This is a genomic window from Myxosarcina sp. GI1, assembly GCF_000756305.1.
GTDB lineage: Bacteria > Cyanobacteriota > Cyanobacteriia > Cyanobacteriales > Xenococcaceae > Myxosarcina.
The window spans coordinates 1-24139 of sequence record NZ_JRFE01000010.1 but is presented as its reverse complement, the minus strand read 5'-3'; the positions used below and the strand labels follow the sequence as shown (position 1 = coordinate 24139).

The following is a 24139-nucleotide window of genomic DNA, read 5'->3' as shown; positions in this document are numbered from 1 at the left end:
CCCCTACCAGTTTTTATTTACGATTCACAACCGCAATTGCCATCCCATCATGACCTTTAATTCCAATAGTTTGCAGAATACTAGCCGTAACATCAATATTGCTAGCCAACATCTGATTAAAACGCCGAACTCCTAATACTTTTTCATCTTTACTGTGGCGATCGAGTATTTTTCCTTCTCGAATTACATTATCCGCCACAATTAATCCCCCAGGACGAACTAACTTTACTGCCCATTGAAAGTATTCTACGTAAGGTGGCTTATCGGCATCGATAAAAACAAAATCAAATGGTATTTTAATTTCTGCTTCTATTTGGGGTAATAATTCTAATGCCTTGCCGAGTCGAACTTCTACTTTAGATTCCAAACCCGATCGCGCAATATTTTTACGTGCTACTTTAGCATGATGGCGATCGCATTCTAAACTTATCAAACGTCCATCATCGGGTAATGCTCTTGCCAGCCAGATCGTACTGTAGCCTCCTAAAGTGCCAATTTCGAGAATATTTTTGGCATTACACACTAAAGCCAGAATCTGTAGCATTTTGCCCTGATTTGGCGATACGCTATGCTGTGGTATTCCTTCACGCCCTAGCGATTCTATAGTTGCCGATAACGCATCATCTTGAGGTGCTAACAGATCGCCAATGTAGCGATCGACTTCGGCAAAAAGTTCTGGATTCATAATTTATCTAAATTACGTGCGATCGACTTTACAACTTCAAGATTAAGTTTGGCTAAAGAGTAAAATGATAAATAGATTTTTGGATATAACTTATTGAATTATCCTTTTATCCCAATCTAAATTGTGATTAATCTACGCATTGCTACTATTGCCGATCTAAAATTATTGCAATATTGGGATAAACAACCTCACATAATTGCTTCACTTGGCGATGATGACTGGGGTTGGGAAGTAGAACTCGATCGCACTCCCGATTGGAGAGAGCAATTAATTGCCGAACTAAACGATCGTCCTATCGGATTTATTCAGATTATCGATCCAGCAAAAGAAGATAGTCACTATTGGGGTAAGGTTGCAGAGAATTTACGCGCGATCGATATTTGGATTGGGAAAGAGTCAAATTTGGGCAAAGGCTATGGAACAAAAATGATGCAGCTTACTCTTAATCGATGTTTTGCCAATCGTTTAGTGACTGCTGTATTAGTCGATCCTTTATCTAGTAATACCCGCGCTCATCGCTTTTACAAACGCTTAGGGTTTAAATTTGTCGAGCAGCGAAGATTTGGTAATGATGACTGCTTTGTTTACTGTTTGAAGCGAGAAGATTGGCAAGGCGAAACTGTAACCAAATTTTAGACTGTAATAGTAAATAATGAACTAAAAGCGATAATTGCGATCGCACCATAATAATAAAAGAGAAAAAGAAATTTAGCTTTTTCACTCAGATGAGGGAATATTGGCATTAACTAGAATATTTCTGAGCGTTCCAATAGGTAAATTTTTTCCTTGATGATAGAGATTCCTTGATGATAGGGAACAGTTACCTGAAGGTTTCTTTCCAAATTGCGTGATTTCTTATGACTTCCTTTTTGGCTGACTAACTCAAAACCATACTTTTTTAATATCTTTTCAACTTCCTTGGCATTCATGCGACGAATGCGATCGCCCATTATACAGTTACCTCGCGAATTATTGCACCAGATTCAAGCTCAATCTCGCTAGGCTCAAGATATAATTCAATAGCTTCCAAAATGTTTTGCAAAGCTTCCTGTTCTGTTTCGCCACAAGAAACACACCCAGGAAGTTCGGGACACCAAACCGCCCAGTCTCCAGTTTCGCGATCGCAAATACTTTCGCATCAAATTTTCACTCGATTACATCAAAGCTTTACGAATAACTGACGATACTCGTTCTACCAGTAAAACCACGACAAAAATCACGATAATCGTCATTAAGGCTTCGTCATAGCGCAATAACTGCATTGAGGTAGCTAGTTCTACCCCGATACCGCCAGCACCAACCAAACCCAAAACTACTGCCGAGCGCACCGAGGCTTCTAAAGAGTATAAAGTTGATGCCACAAAAGAAGGCATGGTTGCAGGAAAAATCGCCCCAACGATAATTCCCCATTCTGATGCACCTAATGCTCGTAAAGCTTCTACTGGCTTGGGGTCAATTTCTTCAATGCGTTCGGCAAAAAACTTACCGCAAAAACCCATTACATCAACGGTAATTGCCAGAATMCCCGCCCCGACACCCAATCCCACTACCACGATAAACAACAAACCCCAGACTAAATCTGGTATAACTCGCAGCAGGGTAATAAAATTGCGACTCAAGCCATACACAACCGAATTAGGACTGGTATTTTTGGCAGCTAACAAAGATAAAGGCAAACTTAGTATTGCACCGAAAACCGTTCCTACCAGTGCCATCTCAAAAGTTTCGATAGTGGCAGAAATGATATTTGTCAAGCGATCTGGTTTTGGTGGAAAAGCATCGGCAAGAAATTCTCCCAAACGAAAAAAACCTTGGTATATTCTCTCTGGGGTTAGATTGCTGATATACAAACCATGTAGAAAAAAAGCGATGAGGATACCTATACCAAGCCAAACGGTAAAAGAAGGTTTACGCCATCGTGGCGGTGGTGTGATTTTAGGTAGTTTACGAGAAGAATTTGATTTCATTAACCTGTAGGGGACGAATGGACATTCGCCCTATCCTGGATTTGAGTTTGAGATAAATTTTGAGAAGATTGATACAGCATGGTTAAATCTTTTTCCGTAAGGCGGTCGATAGCAGTATCAAGTTGAATTTTTCCACCGCGCAAACCAATGATGCGATCGCCGTATTGTTTGGCTATTTCTAGCTGATGTAAGGTACAGATAACGGTTAACTGCTGTTCTCTGACAATCGACCAAAGCAAATCCATAACCTCTTTGCCAGCTTGAGGATCTAGGCTGGCTACTGGTTCGTCAACTAAAATCAGTTGGGGATTTTGCATTAAAGTTCTAGCGATCGCTACTCTTTGCTGCTGTCCGCCAGAGAGGGTATCGGCTCGTTGCTGGGCTAAATGTGCTAAATTTACCCGTTCCAAACACTCCATCGCTCGTTTGCGTTCTTTGGTTGGTGCGGTAGCGGGAAACCAATAGCGAGGGCTGGTGCTGCGTCCTAGTGCACCGTGAAGAACATTGTGAAAAGCTGACAGACTACCGACTAAATGGAACTTTTGAAACACCATTCCTATCTGCGATCGCATCTTACGAAGTTGTCTGGAATTAAGACGCGATAGTTGCTTTCCTTCTAGCCAAATTTCTCCCGATGTCGCCGCTTCCAAGCCCAAGATACAGCGCAGTAGAGTAGATTTTCCCGAACCGTTTGCCCCTAAAAGTACAATGCCTTCTCCTGGTTCGGTGGTGAAATTTATCCGCTCTAATGCAACTGTACCGTTGGCGTATGTTTTAGTCAGTTCGCTAATTTTCAGCGATAACATTTTGTCAGTTACTAGTAAATAGTTGTCAATTATCTGTAAGGGCGTTTTGCAAAACGCTCCTACTATTCACCGACAAATTCGGTAAAATCATTAACGCCGATCGCCTGATACGCTTCGCGGATAGGATCGTAATCGGCATCTTTTGCTTCGACAAGTTCTGAACCCTGATATTTTTCATTTGCTTCAACCGCCACAATAGCGTCAATTAATTTATCCTGGTTTTCTACCATGCGATCGCGAAGTTCGGCGACGTATTCGGTATCTAAATCGCTACTGGCAATAAAGACATCGCTGGGTAAAAGATCGCCATTTTTAATAATCGGATAACTTTCTGACTTGAGGCTTTTAGCTTGCATAAAGCGATCGTAATCTAAAGCCGAACCACCCCAAGCTGCAACATCTTCATTTTGAAATGCCTGTAAATCGGCATCCCCTAGCATTTTTATTTCGATGTCTGCTTCTGGTTGCAAACCCGCATCAACTAAGATTTTAGTTGGTCCCAACTGTCCGCTAGTAGAACCAAGATCGGACATGGCAATGGTTTTACCTTTGAGGTCGCTGAGAGATTTGATTCCACTGTCTGCGTGTACCGCTATTACCGAACGATAGTTAGGGCGAGTAATGGCAATAAAAGGTTCGGCATATTTATAATCTACAAAATCTCATTGCAGTTTACAAGTTGATGATTGCGTTCGCGTTAATGAAAAGTTATCTGTAATTTAAAACTCAAACAAGCGACCAAGTTTTTAAACACGTCCAAGTCCAATCGGCGTTTTTTTGATAAAAACATAATTCCCAATCTACTTTAGCTTTAAGAGCGATAATTTCTAAGGCTAAATTTTTAAGTTCTGCCGAATGTCTGCGGTCGAAATCATAAGCCAAACTGAGATGTAGCCAATCTTTGATTCTTATTACCTCTTGGCGTGTAGTAGAAGTTTCTATACGGGTAAAATTGAACATTAGCTGTTTGAGTCCTTCGGCTTGTAATTCCAAACCATGCCAATTTTCTCTAAAAGACAACTGTTTTATTTCTATATCCACAGACAAATTATTTTCAGCCTCTATATAAGCTTTGTTTAAAGCCTGAATATAAGTTGGAATCGAACTAAGTTCATCGGCAAAAAATCCCGTTAAGCTACAGTGAGGCATATATTTATGTGCCGAGTTCTCACCATACAATTCGCGACTCTTATTAAAATAAGTTTCAATCTGGCTATTTAATTTCCCAACGGGACAAGCATAGATTATGAATTGATAATTGATAATGGACAATGAACAATTACTCCTGACTTTAGGCAACTCGTTACTTTAGGCAACTCGTTTTCCTTGTTTGTATACTTCTAAAATTCTGGGAACGATGCCATCATCATGTACGCTAATAAAGTCGGCTTTTTTACCTACTTCCAAACTACCAATTTCAATATCTAAATTAATTGCTTTAGCTGCATTGAGAGTAACTAACGCGATCGCTTCATACAGTGGCTTATTAGTTTGCTGGCAGATAATAAATATCGACTGCAATAAGCTTCTAGGTACATAGTCAGAAGAAATAATATCTACAATATCTAGTTCGACTAATTCCATTGCCGATACGTTACCCGAATGAGAACCACCCAAAACTATATTTGGCGCACCCATTAGCACCTGCAAACTATTACTATGTGCTTCTTTAGCCGCATCAATGGTAGTGGGAAATTCTGCCAATACTACCCCTTCAGCGATCGCCTGTCTGACGTGTTCTACGGTAGCATCATCATGACTGGCTAGGGATATCCCTTTTGCTTGGGTTAGGTTTACTAAAGCCTGTCTATTGTTCTTAGCGTACTGTCGTTGATTTTCTAGACGCATGGTTACAAAATCTTCCATCTTTTCTATTGGTACGCCATGTTTGCCTACATAATATTGCTTGTATTTATCGACGTTAATGAACTGACGCTGACCAGGAGTATGATCCATCAAAGATATTAGTGCTAATAATGGATGATGTGTTAGTGGCTCGATAGTTTGGTAGAGATGTTCGTAACCCAGTTCGCAACGCAAATGCAAAAGGTGATTTGCACTAAACCTTCCTGCGGTTTGTCCTTCGGAGACGGCATCTATTATCGGTGCATAATGATGGAGGCGTAACGAGTCTTGTTTGGGGGTAACATCGCCTATAGCGATCGCATCACAGACTGTGGTAATCCCAGAACTAATCAAATCTCTGTCGTGATTTACTGCTGCTGCATCTAAATTCCACCTTACCCCAGGACGAGGAGAAATACACTTTTCTAAGTTATCCGTATGCAATTCGATTAACCCTGGTAACAGATAATTACCCGCGCCGTCTTGTCCCTGAGATATTATTCCTGGCTGAATATCGACAATAATACCATCTTTGACTGCGATCGTGCCTAAAACTTCTTCGGTTGGTAAGAGCAAGCGGTAGTTAGTGTATATCTGTTCCTGCATCTATTTCTGGTTTTAATATTACTTTGCAGTTTATGCTTTCTTTAGTGAAATATAAATTAAAGACAGTTTAGCTTTAAATTAAAAGATAATATTACATTAAACTTAAATCGAGCTAAATATAAATAATCAATTTTCAAATTATTTAAACATAGAACATCACTCAATCGATTTGTTTTCAAATAATTAGATAATTATTATTTTTAACCAATTCATAAAATAATTATATTCTTTACTTAAACAAAATCCTACAAACTATTTCCATAGTATAGATTATGGGAAATAAGTTTGACTAATACCATAGCGATAGAAGTTAAAAATTTAACTAAAAGCTTTAAAGGTAAAGTAGCTTTAGATGAGGTTAGCTTTGCTGCAAATAAGGGGGAAATGCTGGCTCTCGTTGGTGCTTCTGGTTCTGGTAAATCGACTTTATTGCGTAATCTCAATGGTTTGCAGATTGCCGATGCGGGAATAGTTAAAATCTTTGATACTCTACTGCAAAATAGCGGTAAGAATCATTCACGAATTCGTCGTCTGCGGAGTCAAATTGGCTTTATTTTCCAGCAGTTTAATTTGGTCGGCAGACTAACCGTTTTAGAAAATGTTTCGATCGGCAATTTAGCTAAAGTTTCCCTAACGCGATCGCTTTTTCGTCAATTTAGCAAACGGGAAAAAGCTCGGGCTTTAGCGGCTTTACAGCGAGTCGGTATTCTCGAACAGGCTTACCAGAGGGCATCTACACTATCTGGCGGACAGCAACAGCGTGTGGCGATCGCTAAATGTTTGGTACAGGGAGCAAAAATTATTCTCGCCGATGAACCCATAGCCTCACTAGATCCCGAATCAGCCAGAAAGGTAATGGAATTACTCTGCGAACTAAACAGCGAAGGCATTACCGTAGTTACTTCTCTCCATCAGGTGCAAATGGTCAGACAGTATTTTCCTAGAGCGATCGCTCTGCGGGATGGGCGAGTCATGTTTGATGGTGCGGTAGCAGAATTAGACGATAAACGACTTACCAGCATCTATGGTTCGGCAGTAGATGAACTGGTATTGCGAGGACATGGAGAGGTCAGTGGCGATGAAAATTTATTAGTCAAAGCTCACGCCGAAAATTTTTAAAAACGATTTTTATTTTTAACAACTTTAAAAAAACTATGAAAAGACGCTCATTTATTAAAACTACTTCTATATTTGCTGGTTCGATTGCAGCAACCAGGTTGTTATCTAGTTCTGCCAAGGCACAAGAAATTAAAGAACTAAACTTTGGCATTATCTCCACCGAATCTCAAGCTAATCAAAAACCAATTTGGGAACCTTTTATTTCGGCAATGTCGGAACAGTTGGGAATGCCAGTTAAAGCTTTTTATGCTACCCAATATGCAGGAGTAATTGAAGCAATGCGTTTTGGACAGGTGCAGTTAGCTTGGTATGGCGGTAAATCTTACATCGAAGCTGCTAAGATCGCCGATGCGGAAGTATTTGCCCAAACTGTTAACGAAGATGGAACCAAGGGTTATTATTCTCATTTAATTATGAATAAAAATAACCCTAGAGTTACAGAAGCCAAAGAACTTGGTGGTGATAATTTTGTAGTGCAAAACGCTGCCGATCTAACTTTTGCCTTTAACGATCCCAACTCCACTTCTGGCTACTTAGTTCCTAGCTACTATGTCTTTGCTAAAAATGGAGTCAACCCCAAAACAGCTTTTGAACGTTTGATATTTGCAGGCAATCATGAGGCTACTGCCTTAGCCGTAGCTAACGAACAGGTAGATGTAGCCACCAACAACAGCGAGTCTCTCAGCCGTTTGGAGAAAACTAATCCTCAAGCCAGAGAAAATATCGAAGTTGTCTGGACTTCTACTTTGATTCCCAGCGATCCCATTGCCTGGCGCAAAGATTTACCCGAAGATCTTAAAACTCAAGTCAAAGACTTTTTCTACAGCTACAAAGATGAATCCGTACTCGGACCTTTAGAGTGGGCTGGATTCGATGCTGCTGCGGATAATATTTGGAATCCCATTCGCGAATTAGACATCGGTGAGAAAATTTTAGCTATTCAAGCTAACGATAATTTGCCTCAATCAGAAAAAGACAAGCAAATTGCCGAATTAAATCAACAGTTAGAAGCGATTGAATAATAAACAATGGACAGTTGACAATGTTTGATTGATTGTCAATTTTAAAATATTATGAAAGCGACTTATAGCAATCAAGAAATGTCTGCCGAAGTAGCGCAGATGTTAGCCAAGGAGGATAAAAGAGTTACTACGGGTAAAGTAATTTTCCTTGTTGCAACTATCGCTGTTTTAATATTTTCCTACCGACAAAGCGAATTAAATTTTCCGCTGCTGCTTCAACGTGGAGGAAATATGGTTGAGTATACCAGATCCTATTTTCCTCCCGATTTTTCTTACTGGCAAACTTATTTGGAAGATACGATAATTACTATCTCTATGGGAATCTGGGGAACTTTACTGGCAGCGATCGCGGCAGTTCCCCTATCGGTACTAGCATCGGAAAATGTCTGTCCAGTTTGGATCGTACAGCCTACCCGCAGGCTGTTAGATGCCATGCGAGCGATTAACGAAATTGTTTTTGCCCTGGTGTTTGTCGTTGCTGTAGGTTTGGGTCCTTTTGCGGGAGTAATGGCATTATTCGTTCATACAGCAGGAGCTTTGGGTAAATTGTTTTCCGAAGCTGTCGAAGCGATCGAGCCAGGGCAAGTTGAAGGAGTTCGGGCAACGGGAGCTAGTAAAATTCAGGAGATTATCTTTGGCATTATTCCCCAGGTAATTCCTCTCTGGACTTCTTTTACCCTATATCGTTTTGAATCTAATGTTCGTGCTGCTTCAGTTCTAGGTATTGTCGGTGCGGGGGGAATTGGCGTTTCGCTCTATCAAAGTTTTCAATCTTTCGATTATGGTAAAGTCTGCGCCATCTTGATTATCTTGATTTTGGCTACGAGCATCATCGATACCATCTCGGCTAAGTTGAGAAATTCATTAGTTTAAAAAAGTATTACAGCAATTCTCGGTCATATGAGGTACACTTTGGTTTTGTAAGGCAAAAGGCAAAAAGCGATCGGCATACGCCGATCCGACAGCGAAGCTGGCGGCGGACTCCAGTCCGCGCAACAGATATTCAGGCAATTTGTTCTAAGTTTAAATTTGTACCTCAACTAATTGAGAACCGCTATAAGCAGTTTGTTGAAAATTACAATATGCGAGCGATAACCAGTGCTTTTCTTAACTCTCTAACTAGCCTATGTGCGCAATCGCGATAGAGAAGACAAGGTAGTGTTTGTGGTAACTCTGCCATTGTTTGTCTGGCTATGCTCAGATCGCAGCCTGCAATTCGATAAATAAGATTGGCACCTTCAAAGTATGCGTCTGGAGTTACAACCGATTCGATTCTCACGCGCACATTTTTGAGGGTAAGATCTAATTCTCCCAGTTCGATGCTTTTTAATCCTGCGATCGTTGCCAAGACTACCAAGCGATCGCCCGATTTAAGAATTAATTCTTCTATAGGAAAGACGATAGATGCTTGACTGGGTTTTTGGTAGAGTACGGGAACGACACCATAACCATAAGCAACATCTGATAACTTTAAATCGTGTAAAGTGTCCTCGACTTCAATTTGATACTCGGTTACTAAGATTGTTTGTTTTTCCCAACGAAACAAACTGATAATGTTTTCGCCAAAAGCTGCCCCTGCAAAGGCAGCAGCAGATAGGGTATGAATGTCTAAGATGCGTGCATCTGGCAATAATTGGTGGAGATGTTGCCGCAAACGCAATCCAGCAGTACGAACAACTAAATTGAGGTGAGGATATATCCGTCGTGTCATTAGTGCGGCTTCTAAATTGTAAACATCATTATCGGTAACAATTACCACGCTTCTAGCCCTTTCTAAATGTGCCAGAGATAAACTTTGAATGAGATTGCCGCAAATTAAGGGGATTTTTGTTGCGGCTTGCTGAAAAAAGTCTGTATTTGAGGTGATTCCCACTAGAGGCTGCTGCCACCTAGTCAGCCAACTAGCAATTTTTTGTCCGACTCTACCCATACCGAAAATAATTACATGATTTTCGTGAGGAATTTTTAGAGGTTTATTTGCCAGATTAAAGCGAGAGGAAAGCAAGGCTTCGGTTAATAGAGCATATAGTACGCCTACAAATGCCGTACCAATCAGAGTCAAACCCAAACTAAACAATTTTAGCCACCAAGGAAAAGGCGTAACTGCTTCTATTTCTCCAAATAAATCGCCGTATCCACCTAGTAACAAAATTGCTGTCGATAAAAAAGCTGATAGCGGTTCGATATCTGGATAACGCCAGTAGAATAAAATCGTGCCGCTAAATAGCAATATTAACAAAACAATCGTATATACAATAGCCAACTGTCTTACCTGCTGGCGAAAGTTCAGGTTAAGGAAAAAATTAACTAGGGTTTTCCAATTAAATTTGAAATGTAGACTATTTCGGCGTTTTCTCTCTCTTTGAGGCTGAGAGTGCAAACTATTAACTGGAGAATAGGATTCAGCAGCAGTCTCTAAATAAACAAGTCTGTCTCCTACCGATAGGTAAACTTCAGAGTCTGGTGGTTCCAAAGTTAAATCTTCAACAGGATCGAATCTGTTATGTGCCAGAATTTTTCGTTGATGGGATTCTAATTCATAAATAGAACGCCTCAACCAGCGATCGCCAGATTCGATCTCGCGGTGACAAACTCGAAATATTTGGTCATCGAGAGTAAAATAGCCTAAAATATCCGTTCCCAAGGCGGCGAGGGTAAAAGCAGCAATTGGTAATTCTGTAGGATCGAAGGCGATAAAGTTACCTAGCTGCTGAGAGAGTAACTCATTAAGATTAGACTGTGCAGATCGTACTACTAACCGCGTGTCGGGATTAAGTTGACGAATGGCTAAAGCGGTTTCGATATTAACCCTTTCATTGCTAGTAACTATCAGCGCGGCGCGACACTGTAAAATCTGCGCTTGGATTAAAGTCTTATCTTGCAGACAATCTCCTACAATTAAGTCATCTAATAACTCTGGTAGAGTTTCGATTTCCCAACTAGGAGGAATTATTAGCTCGATTGCATTTACTTTTACGCCAAACTCGGCTAAAGCGACAACGCAATGTTGTCCCAAACTACCCAAACCACAGACTAAAAACCAATCCACATTAAGATCTGTATTTTTTTTTTCGTCACATAACACTTAAATGATACTTGCGCGTATTGCTTTCGCGATTGCTTAAATCTGCTTACATTATTTTATTTACTTATAAGTCGACGGTTAGACTCCAAAATCAACCTTACTATAGATACGAATAAATTTTATTTCTCTAAAAATAGCTGCAAGTGAAATATTTTTGTACAAAAATTAAACAATTGACAAGTTAAAATTAACAATGACAGTTGTTAACTTTAACTTGTCATTTTTTATTGCTAACATTAGCGACGGTTTATAACTTGACGAAGTTTCTATGTTTCACCCGCCTCTTGTTCTGGCAAATATTAGTAGCAAAAGTTGATGATTTATGCACTATGTTTTGCGACACTGTTGGAGACTCAAGGAGACAAAAAGTAAATTAGGGGGAGTTGCCAGCGATACGGCTAAACTATCTACTTTCAAAATCTTTAGCTGTAAGAGAAAAGCCTATATTTTCTTGTGTAATCTGTTTAAAAATAAGTTTACTCTCGTAGAATAAAAAAAACATATCAATAAATTTTGATGTTGGCTACTACACAAGAATCAATCCAGATTTGGTCTGCTTTCCGCGCACTCTCAGATCCTTTAAGGCTACAAATACTCGAGCTTCTTCGCTCTCAGGAACTTTGCGTTTGCGAACTCTGCGAACAACTTGATGTGAGTCAATCCAAACTGTCTTTCCATCTCAAAAACCTGAAAGAAGCTAATCTCGTCAATTCTAGACAACAAGGACGTTGGATATACTATAGTCTGAATTTAGCTCAATTCGTAATATTAGAGCAATATTTAGCTGAATATAGGCGTTATAGCGATATATTACCTGCTAGAGGCTGCCAGTGAAATAATCAAATCTTAAACTTCAGTTAACCCATCAAATAATTTTTATACATCAATATTTTTTGATATATAATGAGATTACTCCGACAGTTTTGAGTGGAGTAATTAAATATGAAAGTTCAAGATAAAACCCTAATAAAATCTCTTCAATTGCTAGCGTTGGGATTGGGAACGGCATTGCTTACCCTTTACAATCCCCTGGCTGCTCAAGAGACTCAAACAATAAAAATTGATGGCTCTAGCACCGTCTATCCTATTACGAGAAAGATAGTTGAAGATTATCAAGCCAACCTAAAAAAGCCAGTAGATATTGAAGTACAGTTTTCTGGTACTGGTGGCGGTTTTGATAAATTCTGTGCTGGTGAAACTGATGTTAACAATGCTTCCCGTCCGATTCAGTTAGATGAGATGGAAGCCTGTAATAGTTCAGAGGTTCGCTACATTGAATTACCCATTGCCTTTGATGCTCTGACGGTAGTAGTCAATCTGCAAAATGATTGGTTAGAAAATATCACCGTTGAAGAGTTAAATAAAATCTGGTCGCTCGAAGCTGAAGGTAAAATTACTCGTTGGAATCAGGTTAGAGAAACTTTTCCCGACCGTCCTCTAAATCTCTATGCTCCTGGTAAAGATTCGGGAACGTATGATTACTTTACCGAGGCGGTAGTGGGAAAAGCGGGTGCTTCTCGCAGCGATGTTACAGAAAGTGAAGATGATGATGTATTAGTGCAAGGAGTGAGCCAAGACTCCGATGCACTGGGATACTTCGGGCTGGCTTACTACGAACAAAAAGCCAATGACCTCAAAGCGGTAGCAGTTGATAGTGGCAGAGGTGCGATATTACCTTCAGTAGAAACCGTAGAACAATCTCAATATCAGCCTTTATCCCGTCCCTTATTTATTTATATCAACGCAGCTTCAGCACAGAAAAATAAAGCATTGAGAGAGTTTATTGATTTTTATTTGGCTCAAGCACCTGAGCTCGTACCAGAAGTAGGGTATGTTCCTTTACCAGAGGAAGCTTACCACATTGATAAAGTAACCTTTCATAGAGGAGAAGTAGGAACGGTATTTGAGGGACAATCTCAATTTAACCTGACTATCCCAGAATTGTTACGCAAACAAGCCAGATTTTAATTCCTAAGTAAATAGCTATATGAATCCAGATTCACAAGTTAACGCCCAAGCTGTCCAAGCTGGCGGTCAATTAAACATATTCGAGAAATATCTCACCCTTTGGGTTGCCCTGTGTATTGCTGGGGGAATTATTCTAGGTAAAGTTTTTCCTGGGGTGGCTCAATCCCTCGATGCCATGAGCGTTTATAACGTCTCTATTCCCATTGCCATTTGTCTGTTTTTCATGATGTATCCCATCATGGTCAAAATTGACTTTTCTCAGGCAAAGCAGGCAGCAAAATCACCCAAACCAGTATTGTTAACTCTAGTAATTAATTGGCTGATTAAACCTTTTACAATGGTGGCTTTTGCCCAGTTTTTTCTGGGTTGGTTATTTCAATCTTTCTTGTCAGAGACAGAATTGATTAGAGGGGTAGAAGTTACCCTGGCTAATTCTTATATCGCTGGCACGATTTTACTGGGAATTGCTCCCTGTACCGCTATGGTGTTGATGTGGGGTTACTTATCGTACAGTAACCAAGGACATACTTTAGTAATGGTGGCAGTTAACTCCTTGGCGATGTTGTTTCTCTACGCACCTTTAGGTAAATGGTTGCTTTCTGCGAACAATCTTACTGTCCCCTGGGAAACCATTGTTTTATCGGTATTAATCTATGTCGGATTGCCTTTACTAGCAGGAGTTTATAGCCGTTACTGGATTTTCCATAATAAGGGAAGACGCTGGTTTGAAGAAAAGTTTTTACATTATCTTTCCCCTATTGCGATCGCAGCATTATTATTAACCTTAGTTCTCTTATTTGCCTTCGAAGGAGAATTAATCGTCAACAACCCCCTACACATTTTATTAATTGCCATTCCCTTATTTATCCAAACTAACTTTATTTTCTTAATTACCTACGTTGCAGGATTAAAACTCGGTTTAGATTACGAAGACGCAGCCCCCGCAGCCTTAATCGGGGCAAGTAACCATTTTGAAGTAGCGATCGCCACAGCCGTAGTTTTGTTCGGTCTTAATTCTGGTGCAGCTTTAGCCACAGTAGTGGGGGTGCTGATAGAAGTGCCAGTCATGCTGATGTTAGTAAAATTTTGCAAGCGCACCGCTAATTGGTTTCCCCGACAACCAGAAAAAGCGACTTTACTCGACCCTCGTTGTGTCAGTTCTTATAAGTAAGTAGAAATAAACTGTTAATTATCAATTGTCCATTGTTCATTCACAAATTCTTTTGGAGATATTGTCATGATTGCCTTAAAACCTCATGTTTCCTTAAAAGTCAGCAATTTAGAAGATTCAGTAGCATTTTATCGGGCGATGTTAGGCACTGAACCCGTTAAATACAAAGCCGATTATGCTAAATTTGACCTTAACAATCCGTCCCTCAATCTCACCTTAGAAGCTAGTTCGAGTATTAATCCTGGAGGAACGCTATCCCATCTAGGTTTACAGGTAGAAAGTTCGGAAGATGTCAGAGATGCGGTCGTTCGTTTTCAACAGGCAGGATTGGCAACTTTTGAAGAAAAGGATAGAGATTGTTGCTATGCCCTACAGGACAAAGTTTGGGTAACAGACCCCGACGGCACGAGTTGGGAGGTGTTTGTGGTTAAGGTAGCAGATACTACCCCCGAAACCAATCGCCAAGTTACACCCAACCTAGAAAGTAGCAAAACACAACAACCTTGCTGTAACTAGATAGTCCAAACCTATTTTTACAAATCAGAATGACCAATTTCGAACATCCACCGAGAATCTTATTTTTGTATGGCTCGTTAAGAGAGCGTTCCTACAGTCGTCTGTTAGCAGAAGAAGCAGCCCGCATTATTAGTGAGATGGGAGCGGAAGTTAAATTCTTTCATCCTCACGAACTACCACTCAGGGGACAAGTTGAAGAAACTCATCCCAAAGTGCAGGAGTTACGAGAGTTAAGTCAGTGGTCGGAAGGTCAGGTATGGTCTTCCCCTGAAATGCACGGCAATGTGACGGGCATACTCAAAAACCAAATAGATTGGATACCTTTGAGCTTAGGTGCGGTCAGACCGACTCAGGGAAGAACTCTAGCTGTGATGCAGGTAAGTGGTGGTTCGCAATCGTTTAATGCGGTTAATACTTTAAGAATCTTAGGACGGTGGATGAGGATGTTTACCATTCCCAATCAATCATCAGTAGCTAAAGCTTACCAGGAGTTTAATGAAGACGGCACTATGAAGGATTCTTCTTACCGAGACAGAGTAGTGGATGTAATGTAGGAACTGTATAAATTTACCCTGCTACTACGGGATAAGGTGGATTATTTAACCGACCGATATAGCGAACGGAAAGCCAGAGAACAAGCAAATAGCTAATTATAAAAATTATGAAAAATGTCATGTTTGTCTGTAAAAGAAACTCCTGTCGCTCTCAAATGGCGGAAGGTTGGGCAAAAACGCTAGGAGAAGGCAAGATTAAGGTGACATCATCTGGGTTAGAAGCCAGTCGCGTACATCCTACAGCCAAAGAGGTCATGTCAGAAATTGGTATCGATATTAGTAATCAAACCTCCGATGCTTTAAGCGATTTTAATGCCCGAGATTACGATGCAGTCATTTCTATGTGTGGTTGCGGTACGGGTTTACCTCCTGAATGGGTCACACAAGAAATTTTTGAAGATTGGGAATTAGAAGACCCCGATGGCAAACCGATAGAGACGTTTCACCGTGTCAGGAATGAAATTAAAGAGCGAGTAACCAAACTAATCGATCGACTTAGCTAAGAGAAAATATCAGATTAAATTGCTCGATTCCGTAGTCAGTCAAGCCAGAACCTGGGGGTTCATCTGTCAATGTCAGGAATCAAACTCTTGGCTAATACTGCCCCAAAACCCCGACCAAAGATGGAAATTACAACAAGTTGAAGAGCGGTGGATTTTATCAGTGGGAGATATTCCTCAACTTCGTCTTCATACCGAAGAAGCGATCGCATTTTTAGAAAGTATGCAAGTTAAATAATTAAAAAATATGAATTCTCTTGAGTCCTTGCCCGATATCTCGATTTCATCTGAAGGGATAGTTGCTCAAAAATTTCTTGACTTAGAAATAGCAACATTTCATCAAGCTTGTCACTGGGTTAAAAATTTACCCTATGGATTTAATTCTGACTCTAGTAATTCTTTAATTATCTTTGAACAAAGGCGAGGAACTTGTACTACAAAACATGGAATTATTGCCAGATTAGCGCAAGAGTTGGGATTAGAAGTTTATAAAAACCTGGGTTTCTACCGTTTAAACGATGAAATTATAACTGGTGTCAATCAAATTATCCAGCCTTATGGCTTAAGTTTTATTCCTCAAATTCACTGCTTTTTAGAGTATCAATCCTATCGAATAGATTTAACCGAAGGTAATTGCAATGGCAAAAATAAAACCATTGAAGATTATGATTTTGTTGTAAGAGTTAAACCAGATTTAAGTAAACAAGAAAAAGAAGATTGCTATCTTACTTATTTACAAAAATATTATGCGATCGCTCCAGAATTAACAAATATTAGCACCGACAAAATTTTCTAGTTGTTACAAGATTGCGATCGTACCTTGCAATATCGATGTTCTCTTCCTTATAACCCAACATAAAAGTAACCTTAGATTTAATATGTCTGAACAAACACCATGCCCCGATTATGTTTGGTGGCTCATCCCAGAAAAACTAGCAGGTATGTCTCGTCCTCTGTCCGAAGATTTACCCCGACTTTATCAAGCAGGTATGCGAGGCATTGTCTCAGTTATGGATGAATCTTCAGGAATTGAAGAATATAAAAATGCAAAATTTCAAGCTCTTTGGCTACCAACTACAGGAGGTAAACCACCAACTGTGGAGCAGGTAAAGAAGTTTGTTGAATTTGCCGAACCATTAATAGAAAATAATCAGCCAGTAGTAGTTCACTGTACCAGTGGCAACCGTAGAACGGGAACATTACTTGCTGCCTATTTGGTAGCTAAAGGAGAATACCCAGAACGTGCGCTCTCTTTAGTTCAAAAAGCCCGTCCTACCGCCGAATTAAGAGATGCTCAAAGAGAATTTCTTTCTGTTCTTCCCCAATTATTGGCGAAAACCTAAAATTAGAAAGAGATTAGAAAGTTTAGGGAAGAAACTCTAGAGTTGAAGAGATAGTCTATTTTAACGTCCGTATAAATAGACTTTGTACTAACTAATTAGTACAAAGATAAGCGATTTCTCGAATCGTGTTTGCTTCGCACATTTTTAATTTTCGTGTAACTTTTGAGATTAAGTAGCGTAACTTCTTCAAAGCTCAATGGCGTAATACAAATAAACTGATACAGCATTATTCAAGCCGACTATGAATAGAAAAGCGCAAATCTATCATACGATAATCTAGCCCGAAATGCTGACAAAGTAAGTATTTTAGCAAGCATAACTAATCTGCACATCTCCAGGTCAAATTTGTGATAAAACGTAGTGCATTAATCACAGACTTTTGCCATTAACTTTTGCAATAGGAAAAGTCCAACAAAACCGTAAACCTGAAATTTGTAGCAAAACTTGCAAGTTTTGCGACGCGCTAGCTAATCCTTTAGAATACAACGGAACATAAGTTCCTTCGTCGCTTTTAGCCAAATCTAACTTTTCTATTAATTCCCGCATTCGATCTAGTACCTCATCGGTATAAATATCTCGCTCGAATAGACCGTTAATTTCTGCTACAGCATCTAATATTTCCTGAGTGGCATTCTCACTATCACGATTGAATACTCTAGCGCGATCGAATAAATTTTCTACATTAAAGGCGGCAATTTTCATCGAGTTTACCTGAAAAAAACTAATTCTCCTTCTCGTCTTGCTTGTTCTTTGGTATAGCTTACGCCATCGACTTTATAACCGCGATCGTCGAGGAGAGAAATTAATCCTCCCTGGTTGGAGAGAGAAATGCGATCGACCGCTATTTGAAGAGTTTCTCCAGAAGCTAAAATGGTATCGTCTGAAATTGTCTGAGCTTCATCTTTGATATTGAGCAAAGACCAGCCTCTGAGGGATATATCTTCCAAAGAACGATTGAGTAAGTAAACTGCTTCTGGTTCTACATTTTCATTTCCCTGATTTTCGCTACCCACAGGATTGACTAAAGCCGCCATAATTGCCACGCGGCGATTGTCAGTAATTTTTTCTTTTTCAACTTCTGGTTCTTGAGTGCCATCTCCACCAAGTAATTGGGCAAAGTTCTGACTACCTGATAGAGCATTTCCCGTCTGTTCGTCAGTATGAACGGCTTGAGAAGCAAAAGCCAGCCAAATTGCTGCAAAACGGTTTTCATCAGGAAAATAAATAATAATTCCGCCATCTTGCCACACGCCATTAGAACTAGCAAACCTACCCGCACTCCCCTGATTCATGTGAATATTATGAATACCCTTCATATCGTCGTAAGGTTCACCAAAAAGATATACCATAGCGTTGCGGTTAATCGCAGCCTGTAGTTCTGGCATTACGTAATCGATAATATCGTCCCGTTCGTCTGGTAAATCGTGAGGTAAAATCCGACCGCGATCGAAATCCATTAAGTTACCGCGAATGTAGTCTAAAGCTACACCGCCAGGCTGACTAGGTATCTGTTGAAATCCTCGTTTTAATCCTCTTAACTGGTTAACTATGGGATGTTGAAAATCTAAAACCAACCAAAAAACTAGCTCGGATATTTCTGACAGGGATTTGACGTTAATCGAGGCTCTAAACTCCTCTCCACTATCTACTTCATTTTGATAGAAAAGATGAATATGGGGCGATCGCGGATCTTGTTCTGCGCGTTCGGCACTGACTCTAATTGGCTTGGCAACCCAGACACCGTACTTATTAATTGGCATTGTTAAAAATTTCCTCCGTTAAATAAAATTTTTCCGAATTGAAGCAAGCTTTGAGCCTTTAGCCGTTAGCCTTTAGCTAATAACTAACAACTAATAACTACCGTGAAGCGGTTAAAGCTCTAGAATCACCGCTGTAACCAAGCCTGAGTGCGTTTTCGCAGTCTTTGCGTAAGCAACCAGTAAATAATTCTTACAGCCAAACTGGTACAAACCAACAGCGCAGACATCGCTGCCGCAGCATCGATATCCCCTGCATCATCCATATTGACAATTGCCACTGCTGCTAGCGGTAAATCGGCAGGATAGAGAAAAATAATTGCCGAAATGGTAATCATGGCGTTGACAAAGTAATAGATGCCAATTTCTAAAATTGCTGGGATAGACATCGGTACCGTGACGCGCCAGAAGGTTTTGTAAAAAGGAACGGAAAGGGATGCCGAAACCGCTTCAAATTCGGGGTCTAATTGTTTGAGGGCGGTATTGGCAGTTAAAAAACAAACCGTGTAAAAGTGAATGACGTTACACAATACCAAAATTCCCATCGTGCCATAAAGAGAATTTAGGGGATTTACAAAGGCATATTCGGTAGCAGGAATGGGAATAGTAGGCTGATTGAAAAAGAACACGTAAGCCAAACCCAACACTAATCCTGGTAAAGCCAAAGGCAGAGTCGATAGAAAATAGTTAACTCCTCGCAACCAAGCCAGACCTTTGCCTTTTTCTACTAAGTAAGCACCAATAAATACTAAAATTGTACCCACAACGGCAGTATAACCAGCCATGCGAATGCTGTTCCAATAGGAATCGTAGCCACCGCCACCGACACCAGTAAAGTCGTAGTTGTTCAAACTCAAGCTAAAGTCATAGGGCCAAACCTTAACCAAGGAGGCAAAAATAATTGTGCCAAAAACTATTAAGGCAGTAGCAACAACCAACAAGCAAAAGCCAAACATAATTCCGTCTAATAGAGGATTGGGTTTGGGCTGGAGGGGAACTGCCTTGGCACTGACTAGAGCATTTTGCCGACGCTGCACGATGCGATTGACAATATATGCCACAACGGTAGGAATCAACAAAAAGACGCTGATAGTTGCACCCATTGAGAAGTTTTGCTGTCCGATTACCTGTTTATAGATATCCGTAGCTAAAACATTATAATTGCCGCCTACTACCTTGGGAACGCCGAAGTCGGTAAAGGATAGGGTAAAACAGACAAAAATAGCGCTAATTAGCCCGTACTTAACGCTAGGAATAGTTACCGTCAAAAAAGTCCGCCAGGGAGGTGAACCTAAGACTTCTGACGCTTCATAAAGCCTCGCATCTGTCAGGCTGAGAGCGGTAATTAAAATTACCAAAGCTTGCGGAAAGCAGTAAAGAACCTCGCCGATAATAATGCCGTGTTCGCCATAGAGATTGATATCCCAACCAGGCAGGCGACCAAAAAAGCCCGTAGTGATAATTCCCTGGTTGCCAAATAAATAAATTAAGCCGATCGCATGAGCTAAAGGAGGAATATATAAAGGTAACATTCCCAAAGTGCGAAAAATACCTTTCCCTACCATTGCGGTTCTGGTTAAGGCGTAGGCAAAGCCAAAAGCCAGAATGACAGAAACTAGCGTCGTGGCGATCGCAATTAATAAACTATTAGTAAAAGAAGCCGCTAACGCAGGTGTGGTTAAATATCGGATGTAGTTACTCAACCCTACCCATTCCCCAGCGCGATTTTGGAAACTCCGAATTAGCATCGGGTAGAGGGGAATCACTACGCCAATTAGCAGAAACAAACTTCCTAACACAATGAAGATTCGCATTAGCCAATCTTCAGCCGTATTTACCTGCCCTTTAAGGGATAGACGTTGCCAAAAATTTTGTTTGGTAGATGCAGTCATGATGGAGATTAATTGGCTTCGAGGGGAAAGATTTGAATTGATTCTGGCGGTAGTTGAATCTCGATCTTTGCGTTAGTGTTTAAATCCAGTCGTCTTGCTTCTTGAATTGGTAAACTGACAGTCAGCGTGGTTTTAGCGTCTCCCTCTGGTGCCAGAGTAACCAAGTATGAAGAACCCAAAAATTCAGTGTCTTCTATAGTTGCCGTTAGTAAGTTGGGCAAATTAGTCTCGTTGGAGTTATCATCCAATGCCACGATATCTTCGGGACGTATGGCAACTTTAACCCGTTCGCGATTGCCAATTCCTTTTTGCAATACGTCAATGGTAAGATTGCCGCAGCGCACTTTTCCCGAACTTTCAACCACTCCAGGTAAAAAGTTCATTACGCCGATAAAATCAGCCACAAAAGAGGTATTGGGTTGCTGATAGATTGCGTGGGGCGTACCAGTCTGAGCGATATAGCCCCGATCCATCACTACAATGCGCCCATTGCTAGAGCTTCTTCTTGGTCGTGAGTGACCATAACTGTAGTTACTCCCAATTTTTTTTGAAGCTGAGATATTTCGTTACGCAGTCTGACGCGAACTTTGGCATCTAAAGCCGATAGCGGTTCGTCTAACAATAACAGCCCTGGTGATAGTGCTAATGCCCTGGCTAACGCTACCCGTTGCTGTTGTCCTCCAGATAGTTGGGCGGGATATTTATTACCGATATCTGGCAAACCAACCATTTCTAGTAACTCTGCAACTTTTTGTTTAATACTCGGTCTTGACTCCCTAGCATTTTCCAGCCCGTAAGCAATATTTTTTGCCGCAGTAAGATTGGGAAACAAAGCATAAGATTGAAAGACAATCCCAAAATCTCTTTTCGCAGCAGGAAAATTAGATACATCTTTACCAGCTTGTATTACCCGTCCTTTTGTCTGTTGTTCCAGACCTGCAATAATCCGCAGCAACGTAGTTTTTCCGCACCCCGAAGGACCCAGCAGACAGACAAACTCCCCAGGATAAACGTCTAGATAGATGTCTTGCAGGGCAACAAAATCGCCAAACTGTTTATGAACGTTTTCTAACTGCAAATATGGCTGTCCCAAATCTGATTGCTTTACAGAGGCGCGTTCGCTTCTTAGCCGATCTTCTGCCAAAGTCTCTAGAGAAGTAATTCTGGTAACATCTTCAAAATTAGTCATAATACTAAATATTTATTAAAGGAGTTTTATACGAGTGACAAAAAAAGCTAAATTACTTTTAATTTTTAGTTTTTGACTTTTTTGATTTTTAACTTTTGACTTTCTACTTATTCTTCTGGTTCGGATTTAGAGTCGTAGCGGCTTTTCCATTCTTCAAGGATGCGATCGCGATTATTTGCCGCCCACTGAAAGTCGTTATCAATTAGTTGGGCAGTAGGATCGCTAGGAAATGCTGCGGGGGGTTTGACATCGGTTTTAACCGCAGTAATGGCAAAGTTTTCGGCGTACTGTTGGGAAATGTCTTTACTAATTGCCCAATCTAAGAAAGTTTTAGATGCAGGTTTAATATTATCTTTCTTAACTAAGGCATTAGCTTCAATATCCCAACCCGAACCTTCTTCAGGGAACACTGCTTCTATTGGTTCGCCATCTTCCTTTTGAATAGCGGCGCGATAGCCAAAGGAAACACCAATGGGATACTCTCCCGTTCCCGCTACCTTACAGGGTTTAGAACCAGAGTGCATGTATTGAGCGACGTTTTGATGTAGCGAGTCGAGATATTCCCAGCCTTGTTCTTCGCCCATCATTTGCAAAATTGCCGAAACAGACAGATAACCTGTTCCCGAAGAAGCTGGGTTAGACATGACAATTTGATTTTTATATACGGGATTGGTTAAATCTGCCCAAGAATTAGGCATGGGTAAATTCTTTTCTTCTAACTCAATAGTGTTAACGCAAAAAGCCGACATCCAAGCATCAATACCCACCCATTTTGGCGGATCGCTACTATCTCTTAGCTTCTCCTGAACGTTTTTTAAATTAGCTGGTGCGTATGGTTCGAGTAACCCCTGTTCGTCGGCAACCAGTAAACTCGATGCAGCCAAACCCCAAACAACATCAGCTCTTGGGTTATCTTTCTCTGCTAATAACTTGGCGGTAACAATGCCTGTAGAATCTCTAACGACATTAACTTCAATATCGGGATGTTCTTCTTTAAATGATTTTAAATATCCGCCAAGCTGATCGTCTTCCAAAGCAGTATAAACTGTAATTGAATCAGCACCAGTGCCACTACTTGCTTGTGCTTCGTCTGGTGTACTGGTAGCTGCTTGTGGTTGTTTTACACAACTGGTCGTACCTAAAGCTAAAAGTAAAGCCGTACTCGATACCAGCCCTAAAAAAACTTTTTTTCTGTTAATAAACATAGTTTAAATTTAATTAAAAATAATTAACTTTATAGTTGTTTAAACAAAAATATATTAAAGATAAGTAATTAAGTCCGATTTATTTCCGAGTTAAGAAGGGATTAATTTACAAAAATAAAGATTTATTTTTGTTGTGGCTAGCAATATTTAATACAATTTAATCTCTTTATTGTTATTAGAGCGGTAGATCGAATAGCGATCGCAAGCTATTCATTTTTGTTTATAACTAATAAATAATACTTAAAATAAAAAACTCAACCAAAAGCAAAAATTCTAATTTTCTATTTTTTTGTTTGTCGTCAACTACTAAACTAATGACGCAAAAATAAAAATATTACGTAAATATTGTCTAAATTTTCTAACAAATTAAGTAATATAGCAATCCTAAATGATTCATGAAAAAATTCTCTTGCCTCTTGCCTCTTGCCTCTTGCCTCTTGCCTCTTGCCTCTTGCCTTTCCCCATTATTTAGTTCACAAATAAAATAGGATCGCTATATACAGCAGATTGCATATTAAATTTGTACAAAATAAACTCAAATAGCGATCGCCGAAACATACATAAAGCTAAATGACCGAAGTGTTTCATATACGACCGAGAAGTTCTGTATCAGAATAGACATTAGAAAGTTTATAATTTAATTGTCAGCTTAAATTGGTATCTTGATTAAATAAAACGTTTAATTTGAGAGAAATTAGCTTTGTTTAGTAGAAGATAAAAAATGACCGAAGAATTCGATCGCGACCAAGAAAACGAAAACTTTTTAAATCCCATCGGCAACTATCATGGTGAATTTAAGCCAGAAAATCTGGTTTTTAACGCCAATCTGCAAGAATTTGCCCAAAAAGTAGCTTATGTTTGTGGTTTAGAGGCTAATGGCAAAATAACTCTCAAAGAAGCTTATCAAGA

Annotated in this window: 24 protein-coding genes and 4 pseudogenes; 14 read left to right on the top strand and 14 right to left on the bottom strand. The window is 40.0% G+C overall.

Annotated elements, in window-relative coordinates:
• Positions 1 to 13: 13 nt before the first annotated feature.
• On the bottom strand, positions 14 to 685 hold the full coding sequence (locus tag KV40_RS05025) for an O-methyltransferase (protein WP_036478484.1): 672 nt from the start codon (positions 683 to 685) through the stop codon (positions 14 to 16).
• 123 nt (positions 686 to 808) lie between these two features.
• Between KV40_RS05025 and KV40_RS05020 the strand changes: the two genes are divergently transcribed.
• Complete coding sequence (locus KV40_RS05020) at positions 809 to 1321, top strand: GNAT family N-acetyltransferase (RefSeq protein ID WP_036478482.1); 513 nt, start codon at positions 809 to 811, stop codon at positions 1319 to 1321.
• 81 nt (positions 1322 to 1402) lie between these two features.
• Here KV40_RS05020 and KV40_RS05015 read toward each other — a convergent pair.
• The 7 genes and pseudogenes from KV40_RS05015 to KV40_RS04985 all read right to left on the bottom strand — a co-directional run bounded on the left by KV40_RS05015 (position 1403) and on the right by KV40_RS04985 (position 5909).
• Positions 1403 to 1635, bottom strand: a pseudogene (locus tag KV40_RS05015) (type II toxin-antitoxin system HicA family toxin).
• Positions 1635 to 1814, bottom strand: a complete 180-nt coding sequence (locus tag KV40_RS33105) for a type II toxin-antitoxin system HicB family antitoxin (RefSeq protein ID WP_036478481.1) — start codon at positions 1812 to 1814, stop codon at positions 1635 to 1637. The pseudogene KV40_RS05015 and the gene KV40_RS33105 overlap by 1 nt, the downstream one beginning before the upstream one ends.
• Before the next feature lie 25 nt (positions 1815 to 1839).
• The gene (gene phnE / locus KV40_RS05005) at positions 1840 to 2652 is read right to left on the bottom strand and encodes a phosphonate ABC transporter, permease protein PhnE (RefSeq protein WP_052055372.1); all 813 of its coding nucleotides are present in this window, start codon (positions 2650 to 2652) and stop codon (positions 1840 to 1842) included.
• Positions 2652 to 3458 (bottom strand): phosphonate ABC transporter ATP-binding protein, encoded by an 807-nt coding sequence (gene phnC, locus KV40_RS05000; protein ID WP_036478478.1) that lies wholly within the window; start codon positions 3456 to 3458, stop codon positions 2652 to 2654. Before phnC (KV40_RS05000) ends, phnE (KV40_RS05005) begins: the two co-directional genes overlap by 1 nt.
• Before the next feature lie 62 nt (positions 3459 to 3520).
• On the bottom strand, positions 3521 to 4087 hold the full coding sequence (locus KV40_RS04995) for a PhnD/SsuA/transferrin family substrate-binding protein (RefSeq protein WP_216595537.1): 567 nt from the start codon (positions 4085 to 4087) through the stop codon (positions 3521 to 3523).
• A gap of 97 nt (positions 4088 to 4184) precedes the next feature.
• Positions 4185 to 4730 carry a hypothetical protein gene (locus KV40_RS04990; RefSeq protein ID WP_052055371.1) on the bottom strand — a complete coding sequence of 182 codons (546 nt, stop codon included), beginning with the start codon at positions 4728 to 4730 and terminating at the stop codon, positions 4185 to 4187.
• A 36-nt stretch (positions 4731 to 4766) separates the two neighbouring features.
• Positions 4767 to 5909 carry an alpha-D-ribose 1-methylphosphonate 5-triphosphate diphosphatase gene (locus KV40_RS04985; RefSeq protein ID WP_036478476.1) on the bottom strand — a complete coding sequence of 381 codons (1143 nt, stop codon included), beginning with the start codon at positions 5907 to 5909 and terminating at the stop codon, positions 4767 to 4769.
• 285 nt (positions 5910 to 6194) lie between these two features.
• On the opposite strand from KV40_RS04985, the gene phnC (KV40_RS04980) reads away from it, so the two are divergent.
• The 3 genes from phnC (KV40_RS04980) to phnE (KV40_RS04970) are packed head-to-tail and all read left to right on the top strand — an operon-like array spanning position 6195 to position 8923.
• Positions 6195 to 7028: a phosphonate ABC transporter ATP-binding protein gene (gene phnC / locus KV40_RS04980; protein ID WP_052055370.1), complete on the top strand. Its 834-nt coding sequence runs from the start codon at positions 6195 to 6197 to the stop codon at positions 7026 to 7028.
• Positions 7029 to 7063: 35 nt separating this feature from the next.
• A complete protein-coding gene (phnD, locus tag KV40_RS04975) occupies positions 7064 to 8050 on the top strand; it encodes a phosphonate ABC transporter substrate-binding protein (RefSeq protein ID WP_036478475.1) in 987 nt (328 codons plus the stop codon).
• A gap of 51 nt (positions 8051 to 8101) precedes the next feature.
• Complete coding sequence (gene phnE / locus KV40_RS04970; RefSeq protein ID WP_216595531.1) at positions 8102 to 8923, top strand: phosphonate ABC transporter, permease protein PhnE; 822 nt, start codon at positions 8102 to 8104, stop codon at positions 8921 to 8923.
• A gap of 202 nt (positions 8924 to 9125) precedes the next feature.
• Here phnE (KV40_RS04970) and KV40_RS04965 read toward each other — a convergent pair whose 3' ends face one another.
• Positions 9126 to 11099 (bottom strand): TrkA family potassium uptake protein, encoded by a 1974-nt coding sequence (locus KV40_RS04965; RefSeq protein WP_253274166.1) that lies wholly within the window; start codon positions 11097 to 11099, stop codon positions 9126 to 9128.
• Between the two features lie 552 nt (positions 11100 to 11651).
• On the opposite strand from KV40_RS04965, the gene KV40_RS04960 reads away from it, so the two are divergent.
• The 9 genes and pseudogenes from KV40_RS04960 (at position 11652) to KV40_RS04920 (ending at position 17187) form a co-directional block, all read left to right on the top strand.
• Entirely contained in the window at positions 11652 to 11969 is a 318-nt protein-coding gene (locus tag KV40_RS04960) for a helix-turn-helix transcriptional regulator (RefSeq protein WP_036478472.1), read from the top strand.
• Positions 11970 to 12077: 108 nt separating this feature from the next.
• On the top strand, positions 12078 to 13103 hold the full coding sequence (locus tag KV40_RS04955; RefSeq protein ID WP_052055369.1) for a PstS family phosphate ABC transporter substrate-binding protein: 1026 nt from the start codon (positions 12078 to 12080) through the stop codon (positions 13101 to 13103).
• A gap of 19 nt (positions 13104 to 13122) precedes the next feature.
• A complete protein-coding gene (gene arsB, locus KV40_RS04950; RefSeq protein WP_036478471.1) occupies positions 13123 to 14274 on the top strand; it encodes an ACR3 family arsenite efflux transporter in 1152 nt (383 codons plus the stop codon).
• Between the two features lie 66 nt (positions 14275 to 14340).
• Positions 14341 to 14790, top strand: a complete 450-nt coding sequence (locus KV40_RS04945; protein ID WP_036478470.1) for an ArsI/CadI family heavy metal resistance metalloenzyme — start codon at positions 14341 to 14343, stop codon at positions 14788 to 14790.
• A 29-nt stretch (positions 14791 to 14819) separates the two neighbouring features.
• Positions 14820 to 15440: pseudogene (gene arsH / locus KV40_RS04940) on the top strand (arsenical resistance protein ArsH).
• 11 nt (positions 15441 to 15451) lie between these two features.
• Positions 15452 to 15847 carry an arsenate reductase, glutathione/glutaredoxin type gene (gene arsC / locus KV40_RS04935; protein WP_036478469.1) on the top strand — a complete coding sequence of 132 codons (396 nt, stop codon included), beginning with the start codon at positions 15452 to 15454 and terminating at the stop codon, positions 15845 to 15847.
• A gap of 19 nt (positions 15848 to 15866) precedes the next feature.
• Positions 15867 to 16082, top strand: a complete 216-nt coding sequence (locus KV40_RS04930) for a hypothetical protein (protein WP_036478468.1) — start codon at positions 15867 to 15869, stop codon at positions 16080 to 16082.
• Between the two features lie 9 nt (positions 16083 to 16091).
• Positions 16092 to 16640, top strand: coding sequence for a hypothetical protein (locus KV40_RS04925; RefSeq protein ID WP_072013775.1), 549 nt, complete (start codon positions 16092 to 16094; stop codon positions 16638 to 16640).
• An 82-nt stretch (positions 16641 to 16722) separates the two neighbouring features.
• A complete protein-coding gene (locus KV40_RS04920; RefSeq protein WP_036478467.1) occupies positions 16723 to 17187 on the top strand; it encodes a dual specificity protein phosphatase family protein in 465 nt (154 codons plus the stop codon).
• A gap of 369 nt (positions 17188 to 17556) precedes the next feature.
• On the opposite strand, the gene KV40_RS04915 is transcribed toward KV40_RS04920, so the two are convergent.
• From KV40_RS04915 to KV40_RS04895, 5 genes and pseudogenes are all read right to left on the bottom strand, one after another.
• Positions 17557 to 17889: a hypothetical protein gene (locus KV40_RS04915; RefSeq protein ID WP_036478465.1), complete on the bottom strand. Its 333-nt coding sequence runs from the start codon at positions 17887 to 17889 to the stop codon at positions 17557 to 17559.
• A 5-nt stretch (positions 17890 to 17894) separates the two neighbouring features.
• Complete coding sequence (locus KV40_RS04910) at positions 17895 to 18947, bottom strand: DUF2278 family protein (RefSeq protein ID WP_052055368.1); 1053 nt, start codon at positions 18945 to 18947, stop codon at positions 17895 to 17897.
• A 125-nt stretch (positions 18948 to 19072) separates the two neighbouring features.
• Positions 19073 to 20836, bottom strand: coding sequence for a putative 2-aminoethylphosphonate ABC transporter permease subunit (locus KV40_RS04905; RefSeq protein ID WP_036478464.1), 1764 nt, complete (start codon positions 20834 to 20836; stop codon positions 19073 to 19075).
• An 8-nt stretch (positions 20837 to 20844) separates the two neighbouring features.
• Positions 20845 to 22025, bottom strand: a pseudogene (locus tag KV40_RS37225) (putative 2-aminoethylphosphonate ABC transporter ATP-binding protein).
• A gap of 107 nt (positions 22026 to 22132) precedes the next feature.
• Complete coding sequence (locus KV40_RS04895; protein WP_036478463.1) at positions 22133 to 23230, bottom strand: putative 2-aminoethylphosphonate ABC transporter substrate-binding protein; 1098 nt, start codon at positions 23228 to 23230, stop codon at positions 22133 to 22135.
• A 721-nt stretch (positions 23231 to 23951) separates the two neighbouring features.
• On the opposite strand from KV40_RS04895, the pseudogene KV40_RS04890 reads away from it, so the two are divergent.
• Positions 23952 to 24139: pseudogene (locus tag KV40_RS04890) on the top strand (hypothetical protein); the annotation flags it as partial.